12 protein-coding genes are annotated in these 14,542 nt (G+C 70.5%); 8 read left to right on the top strand and 4 right to left on the bottom strand.

Going from position 1 to position 14,542, the window contains the following annotated elements:
• Positions 1 to 3 precede the first annotated feature (3 nt).
• Genes IV088_RS07130 through IV088_RS07140 form a run of 3 tightly spaced genes read right to left on the bottom strand, consistent with a single transcriptional unit; the run spans position 4 to position 3,952 of the window.
• On the bottom strand, positions 4 to 975 hold the full coding sequence (locus tag IV088_RS07130) for an aldose 1-epimerase (protein WP_291099727.1): 972 nt from the start codon (positions 973 to 975) through the stop codon (positions 4 to 6).
• The gene (locus IV088_RS07135) at positions 972 to 2,336 is read right to left on the bottom strand and encodes a vanadium-dependent haloperoxidase (RefSeq protein WP_291099730.1); all 1,365 of its coding nucleotides are present in this window, start codon (positions 2,334 to 2,336) and stop codon (positions 972 to 974) included. The genes IV088_RS07130 and IV088_RS07135 overlap by 4 nt, the downstream gene beginning before the upstream one ends.
• The gene (locus IV088_RS07140) at positions 2,336 to 3,952 is read right to left on the bottom strand and encodes a CRTAC1 family protein (protein WP_291099733.1); all 1,617 of its coding nucleotides are present in this window, start codon (positions 3,950 to 3,952) and stop codon (positions 2,336 to 2,338) included. Before IV088_RS07140 ends, IV088_RS07135 begins: the two co-directional genes overlap by 1 nt.
• Positions 3,953 to 4,168: 216 nt before the next feature.
• Between IV088_RS07140 and xylF the strand changes: the two genes are divergently transcribed.
• The 8 genes from xylF to IV088_RS07180 all read left to right on the top strand — a co-directional run bounded on the left by xylF (position 4,169) and on the right by IV088_RS07180 (position 13,618).
• Positions 4,169 to 5,188 carry a D-xylose ABC transporter substrate-binding protein gene (gene xylF / locus IV088_RS07145; protein WP_291099736.1) on the top strand — a complete coding sequence of 340 codons (1,020 nt, stop codon included), beginning with the start codon at positions 4,169 to 4,171 and terminating at the stop codon, positions 5,186 to 5,188.
• 152 nt (positions 5,189 to 5,340) lie between these two features.
• The gene (locus IV088_RS07150; protein WP_367171575.1) at positions 5,341 to 6,474 is read left to right on the top strand and encodes a sugar ABC transporter permease; all 1,134 of its coding nucleotides are present in this window, start codon (positions 5,341 to 5,343) and stop codon (positions 6,472 to 6,474) included.
• 86 nt (positions 6,475 to 6,560) lie between these two features.
• The gene (locus IV088_RS07155) at positions 6,561 to 7,304 is read left to right on the top strand and encodes an ATP-binding cassette domain-containing protein (protein WP_291099762.1); all 744 of its coding nucleotides are present in this window, start codon (positions 6,561 to 6,563) and stop codon (positions 7,302 to 7,304) included.
• A gap of 27 nt (positions 7,305 to 7,331) precedes the next feature.
• Entirely contained in the window at positions 7,332 to 8,504 is a 1,173-nt protein-coding gene (locus tag IV088_RS07160; protein ID WP_291099741.1) for an ROK family transcriptional regulator, read from the top strand.
• Positions 8,505 to 8,517: 13 nt separating this feature from the next.
• A complete protein-coding gene (gene xylB, locus IV088_RS07165; RefSeq protein WP_291099744.1) occupies positions 8,518 to 9,966 on the top strand; it encodes a xylulokinase in 1,449 nt (482 codons plus the stop codon).
• A 34-nt stretch (positions 9,967 to 10,000) separates the two neighbouring features.
• On the top strand, positions 10,001 to 11,317 hold the full coding sequence (xylA, locus tag IV088_RS07170) for a xylose isomerase (protein ID WP_291099746.1): 1,317 nt from the start codon (positions 10,001 to 10,003) through the stop codon (positions 11,315 to 11,317).
• 24 nt (positions 11,318 to 11,341) lie between these two features.
• Positions 11,342 to 12,352, top strand: a complete 1,011-nt coding sequence (locus IV088_RS07175; RefSeq protein ID WP_291099749.1) for a Gfo/Idh/MocA family oxidoreductase — start codon at positions 11,342 to 11,344, stop codon at positions 12,350 to 12,352.
• 48 nt (positions 12,353 to 12,400) lie between these two features.
• The gene (locus tag IV088_RS07180) at positions 12,401 to 13,618 is read left to right on the top strand and encodes an MFS transporter (RefSeq protein WP_291099752.1); all 1,218 of its coding nucleotides are present in this window, start codon (positions 12,401 to 12,403) and stop codon (positions 13,616 to 13,618) included.
• Positions 13,619 to 13,831: 213 nt separating this feature from the next.
• Here the strand turns inward: IV088_RS07180 and IV088_RS07185 are convergent.
• The coding region (locus tag IV088_RS07185; protein WP_291099754.1) for a TCP-1/cpn60 chaperonin family protein at positions 13,832 to 14,542 on the bottom strand (711 nt) is incomplete at its 5' end.

Here is a 14,542-nt window from a genome sequence, read left to right on the forward strand (position 1 = left end):
CGGTCAGGCCCGTCCAGCCGCACCGGCCTGGAGCCGGGCAAACCGCCACCGCAGGCGCTGGCTCATCGACCCGCCCTGTCCGAGCTGGCGCAGCCCCGGTCGGCCCGGCAGGTGGACCGCGTCGATGGGGTGGCTGACCGGTTCCACGCAGAAGCTCGGGCCGGCGTCCGGCCGGAACAGCAGCAGGCAGCCGTCGCCGGTCGGCGTCGTGTCTTCCACGGTCAGGGCCCAGCCGCTTTCCGGCCACTCGATGCGGGCCGTGCCGTCCCAGCCGGTGAAGGCGTTGTCGATCAGGGGGCCGTGGGCCTCGATGCCGGCGCACAGGTCCCAGTCGGGCGGAACGGCGGCGTGCGCCCGGGGCAGGCGGTCGAGGTGGCTGAGCCAGACACCGCTCACCCGGGCCTGCACCCGGGTGCCGGGGCTGCGCAGCAGCCAGGGGTGCTGCCCCAGGCCGTAGGGCAGGGGGGTGTCGCCCAGATGCGTCACCGTGAGGGTCTGTTCGATGCCGTCGGGCCGCAGCTGGTAGCGCTGTGTCGCGATGTAGTTGTAGGGGCCGCCCATGAAATGGCGCGAATCCAGCCGCATGTCGAGCCGGTCGTTGTCGTGGGTGGTCACCGCCCAGGCCTGCAGCCAGCCCTCGCCGTGAATCGGGCAGGCTTCCCCGGCGCGGTTGGGCGCCAGCGGGTGGAACACACCGTCGCTTTCGAAGCCGCCGCCGCTGATGCGGTTGGACCAGGGCACCAGGGGCAGCGAAGCCACGCTGAACGGGTCGGGGTCGCCGAACCAGGGGCGCCAGAGGTGGAACGGCACCTCGGGCTGGCGCGGCGCCGCATCGGCCGGCGGGTGCAGCAGCCAGGCGGCGGCGCTGCCCCCGAAACCGGGCACCAGGCCCAGGCGCTGGCGCCCGTCGTCGAGCCAGTGCACGGTGCGCCCGCCGCAGCGGGTGGTGGGCGCGGTCGCCGTGCCGGTCGTCATGGCGCGCCCATCGACAGGCCGATCACGCGCTCGGCGACGCAGCGGCCCTGCACCTTGCCACCTTCGATGCCGCTGCGGAAATGGATGCCCGCGTACAGGCGGGAGACGGCGGCCTCGTCGGCCGCGGCGCGGAAGCTGGCGAAGCTGCGGGGGCCCCAGCCGCGGTCGTTGTGGGTGTTGTCGGTGAAGCGCGTGCTGGTGCCGAACTCTTGTTCGAGCACACCGGCTGCGGCCGAGGACAGCACCGAGTGACCGGACGGGTACTCGGGGAACGGCGGGGTGTGCATCAGCGTCGGCACCCACTGGCTGTCCAGGGTCAGCTGCACCGCCGTCACCGGCCGCAGCAGGTTGACGGTGTACTTGGTCTTCCAGGTGGCGATGAAGGCGTCGGCCATGGCCAGGTGCAGGCGCGCGTACACCCGGGCCGCGCGGGCTAGGCTGGCTTTGCCGGCCTTGAGCTGGTCGGAGGCGATGAAGGACCAGTGGCCGGCGGGCGTGGGGGTTTTCAGCGGGTCGTCGGCCCAGTACAGCGAGACCTGCCGCTGCGCCTGCGTGGCGGCCTGGCTGATGCGGTGCACCTCGCCGGTCTCGCGCTGGAACGCCGAGCCAGCCTCTTCGGAATAGGCGGGGGGCGGCGGGGCCGGGCAGGCGTCGGCCACGGGCAGCGCGAACGGGCGCACCGTGCCCCACCAGGGCAGCAGCGGCGGGGCGTAGGCCGGCGGCGTGGGCACCCACTGGCCAGCGCCGCTGGGCGGCACGTAGTTGGCCTGGTGGCGGCGCAGCGGGCCCCAGGCCTCGTGGCCGCCGTCGGTGCGGGCCCAGGTCATGAGCGCCATGGCCATCAGCTTGCCGAAGGTCTCCGAGCGGGTGCGCACCTCGGCGTTCACCAGCTGCGGGTCGAAGTCGCGCGCCAGCTTCTGCGGCAGGCTGCGTTCGAGCAGGTCGATGCGGGCCTTGTTCTCGGCGCTGGCGTGCGGAAACATCATGCGCGTCATGCTGGCCATGGCCGTGTGCGCCACGGTGGGCCAGTGCAGGGGCTCGTCCGGCTGCGCCCAGGGCAGCGACTGCAGCTCGTTGAGCTGGCCGGCCAGGCTGCGGTGGCCGGGCATGCCCGGCGCCACCGATTCGTACAGCGCCAGCCCGAGGTAGGCCAGCGCGCGCGAGGCCACCGGCGGGCTCATGCCGGGGGTCTGCTGGGTCAGCAGCAGCGCCAGGGCGAACCATTCGGTGGCCACCTCGGCGCTGTAGGCCTCGGCGGACGGTGCCACGGCGGGCGCCGGGGACGGAGCCTGGGCCTGGGCCGGCAGGGTGGCGCACAGGGCCGCCAGGCCGAGCAGCCCGCGTGCGATGGGGCGGCGCATCAGGGTGCCCTCCAGAGGGTCAGCCCCGAGGGGCTGGCGGTGTAGAAGCGGTCGGCCTCGGCCGGCTGCCAGGCGCTCCAGCCACCGTGCGGCCATTGCACGCGCAGCTGCACGCGGTCCGCGCCGCCGAGGCCGAAGTGCAGCCAGCCCAGGTGACCGCTGGCGTGGCCGCCGCCCACGGTCAGCTCCTGGCGCAGCACCGGGGCGCTGTCGTCCGTGCCCAGCCGCACCTCGACCCAGGCGCCGATGGCGTCGCGGTTGCCGCCGTCCTGCTGCAGCCGCAGCTGCAGCCAGTGCGCCGGCGGGTTCGCGCTGGCGGGCAGCTGGCGCCACAGCTGCGCCCGGTCGCCGCGGTTGACCACCACCACGTCCAGCAGGCCGTCGGCGTTGAAGTCGGCCACCATGGCGCCGCGACCACGCAGCACGCTGGCCAGGCCCGCGGTGTGGCCGGCTTCGACAAAGTGGCCGTCGGCGGTCTGCAGCAGCAGGTTGTTCGGGTCCAGCGCGGCGAAGTCGGGCATGGACGAGACGTTGCCCTTGACCACGAACAGGTCGGAGCGGCCGTCGTTGTTGAGGTCGGCGAACTGGGCGTGCCAGGCGGTGGAGGGCCGCACGTCGCCGCCGACGTAGGGCCGGTGGGCGGTGGCGCCGCGCTTGAACGCGATGTCGACGTAGCGCGGCTGGGCCGGGCCGGCTTCGAGCGTCTGCAGCTTGTTGTCGGACATGCTGGTGAGGAACAGCTCGGGGAAACCGTCGCCGGTGATGTCGTGGCTGGCGATGCCCATGCCCCAGATCTGCAGCGGCTTCCAGCCGTCGGCGGGGCCCAGGCGAACGGGCGCGGCGCCGGCGGGGATGCGCCAGAGCTGTTCCTCGCCACCTTTGTAGTACTCGCGGTCGTTGCTCACGCGCAGCGCAGCCGAGCCCGAGCGGTTCCAGTCAGAAAACAGCATCGACAGCGCGCAGTGGCCGGGCGTGAGCGGCTGGGCGGGCTGGAAGCCGCCGCCCGGCTGCGGCCGGATGAACAACGCCGGGGTGCAGCTGCCCCAGGGAAAGTCGGGCTTGCTGCGGTCCACGTAGGTGCCGATGGCCAGTGTCGGCCAGGACTGACCCGCCTCCCAGGTGGCCGAAAAAGCGGTGTGCCAGCCGTTGCCGGTGCGCAGGTTCCAGGCCTCGTTGGCGCGCTCGAAGCGGCACTGGCCCTGGCCCCGGTACACCTGCACCTCGCCCACGCGCAGCACCACCAGGTCGGTGAGGCGGTCGCCGTCGATGTCCAGCGGGTAGGCGCCGATGGCGTTGGTGGTCTCCAGGCCCGAGCGGGCTTCCTGCAGCTTCAGCGCCCCGCCGCGCGGGCTGCGGTTGCGGTAGAGCCGGGCCTTGCCGACACCCGCGGTGACGTAGAGCTCGGGCAGGCCGTCGTCGTCGCAGTCGAAGCTGGCGACACCGCCGCCGACCATGTATTCCTCTTCGCCCTCAAAGCGGCTGAACAGGCCGGCGCTTTCCGTCTCTTCGACGAAACGCGGCACCACGGGGGCGGCCGGCTCGGCCCTGAGCGGGCCGGGCAGCACCAGGACCAGGGCCGCACAGAGGCCGGACAGCAACGGGGGAATGGCGGGCACGGCGGACCTTTTCGGGAGGAAACAACGTCCATCTTATTAAGTTCAGTCATCAAACTATGTCGGGTTTGTCCCAATAGGAAGCCAGGCCTCGGGCAGCGAATAATTAGTTTGTCGTTCGCACTAAATGGCTGCCGGCGAGGGGGCCAGCGCACGATGTGTCCAACCAATCCGTTCAATAACCATGGGCCTGCAACAGGCCATTCACTGGAGACAAGGATGAAACTGAAGACTACGTTGACCGCTTTGGCGCTCGGCCTGGCCAGCGCCGGGGCGTTTGCCCAAGTGGTGGGGGTGAGCTGGTCCAACTTCCAGGAAGAGCGCTGGAAGACCGACGAGAAGGCCATCAAGGACCAACTGACCAAGCTGGGCGCCAGCTACATCAGCGCCGACGCGGGCGGCTCGCCCGAGAAGCAGCTCTCGGACGTGGACTCGCTGATCGCCAAGGGCGCCAAGGTGCTGATCGTGCTGGCGATGGACAAGGACGCCATCCTGCCGGCAGTCAACAAGGCCAAACAGCAGAAGATCCCGGTGGTGGCCTACGACCGCCTGATCGAAGCGCCCGGCGTGTTCTACATCACCTTCGACAACGTCGAGGTTGGCCGCATGCAGGCGCGCGCCGTGCTGGCCGCCAAGCCCAAGGGCAACTACGTGATGATCAAGGGCTCGCCCACCGACCCGAACGCCAACTTCCTGCGCGGCGGCCAGCAGGAGGTGCTGGACGCTGCGATCAAGAAGGGCGACATCAAGATCGTCGGCGAGGAATACACCGACGGCTGGAAGCCCGAAGTGGCCCAGAAGAACATGGAGCAGATCATCACCAAGACCGGCGGCAAGATCGACGCCGTGGTGGCCTCCAACGACGGCACGGCCGGTGGCGTGGTCGCGGCGCTGAGCGCCAAGGGCATCAAGGGCATTCCGGTCTCGGGCCAGGACGGTGACCACGCGGCGCTCAACCGCGTGGCCGCGGGTTCGCAGACCGTGTCGGTCTGGAAGGATGCGCGCGACCTGGGCCGCGATGCGGCCTCGGCCGCGGTGTCGCTGGCCAAGGGCCAGAAGGTCGCGGCCGCTCAGACCTGGAGCGGCGGCGAGAAGAAGGTGGCGCTGCAGGCGCAGTTCCTCAAGCCGGTGCCGGTCACGGCCCAGAACCTGGACCTGGTGGTCAAGGCCGGCTGGATCAAGAAGGACGACCTGTGCAAGGGCGTGGACGCCGCCAAGGGCCCGGCCGCCTGCAAATGACCCCGCGTTTGAATCTGCGTTTCTCCTGATGGATGGAGGCCCTCGGACCGCGGGCTGGGTTCAGCCCGCGGTCCTTTTTTCTGCGGAGTGCGTCTGTGAGTCCTGTTCCCAATGTGTTGAGACAACTGGCCGTTGACTGGCGGCTGGTGCTGATGGGGGCCGTCCTGGTGGCGACCGCCCTGGTGTTCAACGTGCTCTCGGGCGGCCTGTTCCTCTCGCCCGAGAACCTCTACAACATCGCCCAGCAGACCGCGGTGGTCGGCATCGTCGCCACCATCGTCGTGCTGGTGATCGTGGCGCGCCACATCGACCTGTCGGTCGGCTCGGTGATGGGTTTTGTCGGCGTGCTGATCGCCACGCTGATGTACACCGCCGGCTGGCACTGGGTCGAGGCCTCGCTGGCCGGCCTGGTGGTGGCGATCGCGGTGTCGGTCTACCAGGGCGCGCTGACGGCCATGCTGGGCGTGCCGTCCTTCGTGGTCACGCTGGGCGGGCTGATGTCCTTCCGCGGTGCGGCCTTCCTGGTGGCCGACGGCAAGACGCAGCCGGTCAACGACCTGTTTTTCCAGCGCCTGGGCGGCGGCTTTGACGGCGCCATCGGCGTGCAGGCCAGCTGGCTGCTGGCCGCGGTGCTGGTGGCGGCACTGGTGCTGCAGACGGTGCTGCGGCGCCGCGCCAAGGCGGCCTACGAAGTGCCCAACCCGCCGCTGTGGCTGGACGCCCTGGTGGCGGCGGTGCCGGCGCTGATCGTGGTGGGTTTTGTGGCGACCATGAACGCCTACCAGATCCCCAGCAAGGATGCGCCGCAGGGTGTGCCGATCCCGGTGCTGATCTGGGGCAGTGTGGCGCTGGTGCTGTCCTTCATCGTGCACCGCACGCGCTTTGGCCGCTACGTGTTCGCCATGGGCGGCAACCCCGAAGCGGCGGCCCTGGTCGGCATCCCGGTGCGCCGGGTCACGCTGATGCTGTTCGCGCTGATGGGCGTGCTGATCACCATCGCGGCGATGGTGTCGATCGCCCGCCTGAACGCCGGCACCAACTCGCTGGGCACCGGCATGGAACTCTATGTGATCGCCGCGGCCGTCATCGGCGGCACGGCGCTGGCCGGTGGCAGCGGCTCCATCCTCGGCTCGGTGCTGGGCGCGCTGATCATGCAGAGCATCGACAGCGGCCTGCTGCTGCTGGACATCTCCATCGGTCTGCGCTACGTGATCATCGGCCAGGTGCTGATCGCCGCCGTGGTGTTCGACGTGGTGTACCGCCGCCTGACCGGAGACGCAACATGAGCCCCCACGCTTCGCTGCCCCCCGAGGGGGCTGATCCGGCTTGGGGCGGCCCGGCGCCGGATCGACTGAGCGCTCCACTGGTTGAAATGCGCCAGATCGGCAAGTCCTTCGGCGGCGTGCGCGCGGTCGACGATGTGTCCATCAATCTCTACCCCGGCGAAGTGGTCGCCCTGCTGGGCCACAACGGCGCCGGCAAGTCGACGCTGATGAAGATGCTGGCCGGGGCCTACCCCATCGACAGCGGCGAGGTGCTGATCAACGGCGAGAAGGCCCACATCCGCACCCCGGTCGATGCCCAGCGCTGCGGCATCGAGTCGATCTACCAGACCCTGGCCCTGGCCGACAACCTGGACGCGGTGGCCAACCTGTTCCTGGGGCGCGAGCTGCTCACGCGCTGGAACACGCTGGACGACCACCGCATGGATGCTGAGGCGCGCAAGGTGTTCCACCGCCTGAATAAGAACTTCAAGAACGTGCGCACGCCGGTGCGCCGACTCTCGGGCGGGCAGCGCCAGGTGGTGGCGATCTCGCGCGCCATCTACTTCAACGCGCGCATCCTGATCATGGACGAGCCCACCGCGGCGCTGGGGCCGGAAGAGACGGCGATGGTCGGCAATCTGGTGCGCCAGCTCAAGGCCGAGGGTGTGGGCATCTTCCTGATCACCCACGACATGCCCGACGTGTTCGGCCTGAGCGACCGGCTGGCGGTGATGAAGAACGGCCGCATGGTGGGCGCCTACCGCACCGCCGATGTCACCGAGGACGAGGTCCTTGGCATGATCATCGCGGGCAAACAACCTGATGGAAAGGCGCAGGCCCACAGCTTCTGAGGCCCGGCGCCCCACCACGACCACACCATGAAAACCACCGGCGACCAGCAACTTGTCAAACGCATCAACCGCAGCGTGCTGCTGCGGCTGCTGCGGCGGCGCAGCGGGCTCTCGCGCGCCCAGCTCGCGCAGGAAAGCGGCCTGACCAAATCGACCGTCAGCCTGCTGGTGCGCGAATTGATCGACGAAGGCTGGATCACCGAAACCGGCCTGACCGCCGCGCAGGGCCTGGGCCGGCCGTCGACCCCGCTGCGGCTCGATGGCACCCGCCGCGCCATGATCGGCGTGGAGATCGGGGTCGAGTCGCTGCGGGTGGTCGGTGTGTCGCTCACCGGCGAGGTGCTGTGGTCGGCCGAAGAAGCGCTGGCCGATCGCGAAACGGCGGCGGTGTGCCGCCAGGTCGCGGCCCTGGTGGTGCGCGCGCACGCCGCGCTGGCGGCGCGCCCGGTGCTGGTCTCGGGCGTCGGCATCGGCCTGCCGGGTGCCTTCGACGAGGCCAGCGGCACCGTGCGCTTCGCGCCCAACCTGGGCTGGCGCAACGTGGCCTTCCTGCCGCTGATCACGCGCGCGCTGGCCGAGGCGGGCTGCCCGCCGGTGGCCGTGCACGTGCAGAACGAAGCCGACACCGCCGCGCTCAGCGAATACGAGTTCACCGAAGGCGATGCGGTGGACTCGCTCATCTTCGTGACCTGCGGCGTCGGCGTCGGTGCCGGCATCGTGCTCAACGACCGCCTGTTCACCGGCCTGCAGGGCATGGCCGGCGAAATCGGCCACAGCATCCTGCAGATCGACGGGCCGCCCTGTTCCTGCGGCCGCAAGGGCTGCGCCGAAACCTTCTTTGGCGCCCGGGCGCTGGACCGCCTGCCCGATCCGTCGCGCGGCGGCGTGTTCCTGGGCGTGGTGCTGCAGAACCTCTGGACCACCTTCAACCCGGGCACGCTGGTGGTCGGCGGCCCGTCCTGCGAGCGCCACCCGGGCATCGTGCGCACCGCGGCCGACACGCTGGCCGGTTACGCGGCCAGCGCGGGCATGGTCGCCCCCGTGGTGCGGCCGGCGCGTTATGGCCTGCAGGCCTCGGCCGTTGGCGCGGCCGCGCTGGTGCTGCACCACGAACTGCGGCCCATGCACGCGAGCGCGCCCACCGCTGCGCCGGACGCTGCCCTGGCGCCCGAGTCCGTGGCTCCCCTCACCGTTCACTGAGACACCCCACCCCATGACCATCGGCATCGACATCGGCACCTCTGAGGTGAAGGCCCTGCTGCTCGGCCCCGACCAGCGCGTCATCGGCTCGGCGGGCGCGCCGCTCACCGTCTCGCGACCCCATCCCGGCCACAGCGAACAGGACCCGGCCGACTGGTGGACCGCCACCCAGGCCGCGCTGGCCGCGCTGCGCGCCGCGCACCCGGCCGCATACGCCGCCACCGAAGCCATCGGCCTCTCGGGCCAGATGCACGGCGCGGTGCTGCTGGACGCGCAGGACCGCGTGCTGCGCCCGGCCATCCTCTGGAACGACACACGTTGCGCGGCCGAGTGCGCCGAGATGATGGGCGAGCGGCCCGCGCTCAGCGACCTGGGCGGCAGCCTGGCCATGCCGGGCTTCACCGCGCCCAAGCTGCGCTGGGTCGCGCGCCACGAGCCCGAGCTGTTCCAGCGCGTCGCCAAGGTGCTGCTGCCCAAGGACCACGTGCGCCTGATGCTGACCGGCGAACACGTCAGCGACCTGTCGGACGCCAGCGGCACGCTCTGGCTCGACGTGCGGCGCCGCGACTGGTCCGACGAACTGCTGGCCCTGACCGGGCTGACGCGCGCCCACATGCCGCGCCTGGTCGAAGGCAGCGAGGCCGGTGGCCGCCTCAAGGCCGACGTGGCGCAGGCGCTGGGGCTGCGGCCGGGCACGGTGGTGGCCGGTGGCGCGGGCGACAACGCGGCCAGCGCCGTGGGCATGGGCGCGGTCGAGGCTGGCCAGGGTTTTCTCTCGCTGGGCACCAGCGGCGTGCTGTTCGTGGTCACGCCCGACTACCAGCCCAACGCGGCCAGCGCCACGCACGCCTTCTGCCACGCCGTGCCCGGCCGCTGGCACCAGATGAGCGTGATGCTCTCGGCCGCCAGCGCGCTGCAGTGGGTGGCCGACCTGCTGGGCGCGGCGAACGCGGGCGAGGTGGCCGCGCGCGCGGCGGCCCTGAGCGCCGCGGACCGCGCCGCGTCCCCGCTGTTCCTGCCGTACCTGAGCGGCGAACGCACACCCCACAACGACGCGAAGGTGCGCGGCAGCTTCCACGGCCTGGACTTCGACACCGACGCCGCGCGCCTGGGCTACGCGGTGATGGAGGGCGTGAGCTTCGGCCTGCTCGACGGCCTGGCCGCGCTGCACGCCGCCGGCAGCACCGTTTCACGCCTGTCGCTGGTGGGCGGTGGCGCGCGCAGCGGCTTCTGGGCCCAGATGCTGGCCAGCGCGCTGGATGTCGAGATCGTTACCCATGGCGGCTCGGCCGTCGGTGGCGCGCTGGGGGCGGCCCGCCTGGGCGCCCTCAGCGTGGGCGCGCCGATGGCCTCGGTCTGCCTGCCACCCCCGGTCGACACCGTCTACCGGCCCGACCCGGCCGAGCGCGAGCTGCTCGCGCCGCGCCACGACCTGTTCCGCAGCCTGTACCGCAGGCCCTGATGACTTCCACCGAACGACTTCAACCGAGACACCCATGAGCACCTATTTCTCCGACATTCCCGCCATCGCCTACGAAGGCCCGCAATCGACCAACCCGCTGGCCTTCAGGTGGTACGACAAGGACCGCCTGGTGCTGGGCAAGCGCATGGAAGACCACCTGCGTTTTGCCGTCTGCTACTGGCACAGCTTCTGCTGGAACGGCTTCGATCCCTTTGGCTACGACGGCACCTTCGAGCGCCCCTGGCAGCGCGTGGCCGACCCGATGGCGGCGGCGCGCATGAAGGCCGACGCCGCGTTCGACTTCTTCGCACGCCTGGGCGCCCCGTACTACTGCTTCCACGACCGCGACGTGGCGCCCGAAGGCAGCACGCCGCGCGAGAGCGTGAACCACCTGCACGAGATGGTCGAGGTGCTGCAGGCCAAGCAGGCGCAGACCGGCATGAAGCTGCTCTGGGGCACGGCCAACCTGTTCAGCCACCGCCGCTTCATGTCGGGCGCGTCCACCAACCCGGATCCCGAAATCTTCGCGCTGGCCGCGCTGCAGGTGAAGGAGGCGATGGACGCCACGCTCAAGCTCGGCGGCGAGAACTACGTGCTCTGGGGCGGCCGCGAAGGCTATGAAACCCTGCTCAACACCCGCATGGGTCAGGAGCTGGACCAGATGGGCCGCTTCCTGAACATGGTGGTGGAGTACAAGCACAAGATCGGTTTCAAGGGCGCCATCCTCATCGAGCCCAAGCCGCGCGAGCCGTCCAAGCACCAGTACGACTTCGACACCGCCACGGTCTACGGCTTCCTGGTGCGCCACGGCCTGGAGAAAGAGATCAAGGTCAACATCGAGGCCAACCACGCCACGCTGTCGGGCCACAGCTTTGAGCACGAGATCGCCACCGCCATCGATCTGGGCATCTTCGGCTCCATCGACATGAACCGCGGCGACATGCAGTGCGGCTGGGACACCGACCAGTTCCCCAACAACATCCCCGAAACCGCGCTGGCGATGTACCTCATCCTGCAAGGCGGGGGCTTCACCACCGGCGGCCTGAACTTCGACTCGAAGGTGCGGCGCCAGTCCATCGACGCCGAGGACATGTTCCACGGCCACATCGGCGGCATGGACGTGTCGGCGCGCGCGCTGCTGATCGCCGAGCAGATGGTCAACGACGGCGAACTGGCGCGCCACGTCGAGGCCCGCTACGCCGGCTGGAACGCCCCCTTTGGCCAGGACCTGATGGCGGGTCGCCTGGGCCTGGACCAGGTGGCCGCGCGGGCACTGGAGCGCAACCAGGACACGCGGCCGGTCTCCGGGCGGCAGGAGCGGCTGGAGAACCTGCTCAACCGCTACATCTGACCATTGGCCGAACCGGGAGCCACCATGAAACCTGTGGTGTGGGGCGTGCTGAGCACGGCCAGGATCGGCGTCGAGAAAGTGATCCCGGAGATGCTCGCCAGCCCGCTGGTCGAGTTGCGGGCGATCGCGTCTCGCAGCCTGCCGTCGGCGCAGGCCGCGGCGCAGCGGCTGGGCATCCCGCAGGCCTACGGCAGCTACGAAGACCTGCTGGCCGACCCGGCCATCGAAGCGGTCTACAACCCGCTGCCCAACCACCTGCACGTGCCGCTGACCCTGCAGGCGGCCGCGGCCGGCAAGCATGTGCTGTGCGAGAAGCCATTCGCGCTGAGCGCCGAGGAGGCGCTGAGCGTGCGCGCCGCCGCGGCCACCGTGCACATCGAAGAAGCCTTCATGGTGCGCCACCACCCGCAGTGGCAGCGCGCCCGCGAGCTGGTGCGGGCCGGGCGCATCGGCACGCCGCGCGCGGTGCAGGTGTTTTTTTCGTACTTCAACGACGACGCGACCAACATCCGCAACCAGGCCGCGATGGGCGGTGGCGCGCTCTACGACATCGGCTGCTACGCGGTGCTGGCCGGGCGCTACCTGTTCGAGGCCGAGCCCTTGCGTGCGGTCTCGCTGGTGGACCGCGACCCGCTGCACGGGGTCGACCGGCTGACCAGCGCCCTGCTGGATGTCGGCGCCGGGCGGCAGGTCAGCTTCACCGTCTCGACGCAGAGCGTGCCCTTCCAGCGGGTGCAGGTGGTCGGCACCACAGGGCGCATCGAGCTGTTCATTCCCTTCAACGCCGCGCGCGGCGGCCAAATGCGGCTGGCGCTGGACGAGGGCGGGGCGCTGGACGGCAGCGGCGTCACGGTCGAAACCCTGCCCGCGGCCGACCAGTACCGGCTGGAGGTGGAGGCGTTCTCGCGTCGCATCCGCGAAGGCGCGGGCCCGCAGTCCGGCGACCTGGACGATGCCGTGGCCCAGGCCCGCGTGATCGACGCGCTGTGGCGGTCGGAACGCAGCGGGTGCTGGGAGCCGGTGACCCGGGACTGATCCCCGACCCGGGGCGCCGGCCCATGGTCGCGTGCTAGCCTCCGGCGCATGCTCGAGTTGTTCGCTCACGCCTCCTTTGTCCGCTTCTGGTGCGCCCGGGTGGCGGCCGTGGCGGGCACGCAGATGCTGATGCTGACCCTCGGCTGGCACATGTACGAGCTGACCGCCAGCGCCTGGGACCTCGGCCTGGTCGGGCTGTACCAGTTCGGTCCAGCGCTGGCCATGACCCTGCCCGCCGGCCACGCCGCCGACCGCCACCACCGGGCCCGCATCGTGGCGCTGTGCCTGGCCGCGCAGGCGGTGGTGGCGGTGCTGCTGGTGGCCGGCACGCTGGCGCAGGCGGTCTCGCGCGAATGGCTGCTGGTGCTGTCGGCCTTGCTGGGGGCGATCCGGCCGTTCCAGATGTCGGCCCAACAGGCGCTGCTGCCGTCGCTGGTGCCCGCGCCGCTGCTGGCCCGCGCCACGGCCGTCACGTCCACCGGCACCCAGGCGGCCGTCATCGGCGGGCCTGCCCTCGGTGGGCTGATCTTTGCCGTGAACCTGAACGCGGTCTACATCGTCTGCACGCTGTTGTTCCTCGGTGCGGCGCTGGCCTGCCTGTGGGTGCGCTACGAGCGCCAGCCGGTGGTGCGAGAGCCGGTCAGCGCGCAGACGCTGCTGGTCGGCGTGCGCTACGTGTGGGGCCACCCGGTGCTGCTGGGGGCGGTGTCGCTGGACCTGTTCGCGGTGCTGCTGGGCGGGGCGACCGCGCTGCTGCCGATCTTTGCCAAGGAGATCCTGCACGTCGGGCCCGAAGGGCTGGGCGTGTTGCGTTCGGCGCCCGCCGTCGGTGCGCTGGCGGCCGGCCTGGTGCTGTCGCACTGGGCGCTGGAGCGGCGCGTCGGGCGCAAGCTGCTGGTCGCGGTGGCCGTGTTCGGCCTGTGCATGGTGGTGTTCGGCCTGTCCACCTCGTTCTGGCTGTCGCTGGCGGCGCTGGCCGTGTCCGGTGCGGCCGACATGGTCAGCGTGGTGGTGCGCCAGACCCTGGTGCAGCTGGAAACGTCAGACGCCATGCGGGGCCGCGTGGCGGCGGTCAATACGCTCTTCATCGGCGCCAGCAACCAGCTGGGGGAATTCGAGTCCGGCGTGACCGCTGCGGCTGTCGGGCCGGTCGGTTCGGTGGTGCTGGGCGGGCTGGGCACCATCGGCATCAGCCTGGCCTGGTGGCGCCTGTTCCGGCCGCTGGCGATGCGCGACACACTCGCCGGCCCGGTGACCCGCCACTGAGCCACCGTCCCGGTGGGGCAGGGGCGAAGAAACACCCGCCCAAGAAAAAACCCCGCGAGTCGCCTCGCGGGGTTTTTTCTTGGGGGTTTGTCAGCCCACAGTGATGTGGTCCGACGCAGCATGAGGGTGCAGGGCAAGGCGCAGACGCGCTGACAGTGGCATCGCCACGGCAAGCGGCTGCAACGCCGCCCTGCGCCCTCATGCAAGGAGCATTTACATGCCCATGCCGCCCATGTCGCCCATGCCCATGCCGCCACCACCCATGGCAGGCGCGTCGTCCTTCGGGGACTCGGCGACCATGCACTCGGTCGTCAGCATCAGGCTGGACACCGAAGCGGCGTTCTGCAGCGCGGTGCGGGTCACCTTGGTCGGGTCCAGGATGCCCATTTCGATCATGTCGCCGTAGGTGTCGTTGGCGGCGTTGAAGCCGTAGTTGCCCTTGCCGGCCAGGATGGCGTTGACCACCACCGACGGCTCGCCACCGGCGTTGGCCACGATTTCGCGCAGGGGGGCTTCGATGGCCTTGAGGACCAGCTTGATACCGGCGTCCTGGTCAGCGTTGTCACCCTTGATGACACCAGCGGCCTGGCGTGCGCGCAGCAGGGCCACGCCACCACCAGCCACGATGCCTTCTTCCACCGCAGCGCGCGTGGCGTGCAGGGCGTCTTCCACGCGGGCCTTCTTTTCCTTCATCTCGACTTCGGTGGCGGCACCGACCTTGATGACGGCCACGCCGCCGGCCAGCTTGGCCACGCGCTCTTGCAGCTTCTCGCGGTCGTAGTCGCTGGTGGCTTCTTCGATCTGCACGCGCACTTGTTTGACGCGGGCTTCGATGTCAGCGGCAGCGCCGGCGCCGTCGATGATGGTGGTGTTTTCCTTGCCCACTTCGATGCGCTTGGCCTGGCCCAGATCGGCCAGGGTCAC

It is taken from the genome of Hydrogenophaga sp. (assembly GCF_018780075.1).
Lineage (GTDB): Bacteria > Pseudomonadota > Gammaproteobacteria > Burkholderiales > Burkholderiaceae_C > Hydrogenophaga.

Excerpts from the sequence above, each read along its gene's own strand:
- IV088_RS07130 (WP_291099727.1), bottom strand. The coding sequence starts at position 975 with ATGACGACCGGCACGGCGACCGCGCCCACCACCCGCTGCGGCGGGCGC.
- IV088_RS07135 (WP_291099730.1), bottom strand. The coding sequence starts at position 2,336 with ATGCGCCGCCCCATCGCACGCGGGCTGCTCGGCCTGGCGGCCCTGTGC.
- xylF (WP_291099736.1), top strand. The coding sequence starts at position 4,169 with ATGAAACTGAAGACTACGTTGACCGCTTTGGCGCTCGGCCTGGCCAGC.
- IV088_RS07150 (WP_367171575.1), top strand. The coding sequence starts at position 5,341 with ATGGGGGCCGTCCTGGTGGCGACCGCCCTGGTGTTCAACGTGCTCTCG.
- IV088_RS07155 (WP_291099762.1), top strand. The coding sequence starts at position 6,561 with ATGCGCCAGATCGGCAAGTCCTTCGGCGGCGTGCGCGCGGTCGACGAT.
- IV088_RS07160 (WP_291099741.1), top strand. The coding sequence starts at position 7,332 with ATGAAAACCACCGGCGACCAGCAACTTGTCAAACGCATCAACCGCAGC.
- xylB (WP_291099744.1), top strand. The coding sequence starts at position 8,518 with ATGACCATCGGCATCGACATCGGCACCTCTGAGGTGAAGGCCCTGCTG.
- xylA (WP_291099746.1), top strand. The coding sequence starts at position 10,001 with ATGAGCACCTATTTCTCCGACATTCCCGCCATCGCCTACGAAGGCCCG.
- IV088_RS07175 (WP_291099749.1), top strand. The coding sequence starts at position 11,342 with ATGAAACCTGTGGTGTGGGGCGTGCTGAGCACGGCCAGGATCGGCGTC.
- IV088_RS07180 (WP_291099752.1), top strand. The coding sequence starts at position 12,401 with ATGCTCGAGTTGTTCGCTCACGCCTCCTTTGTCCGCTTCTGGTGCGCC.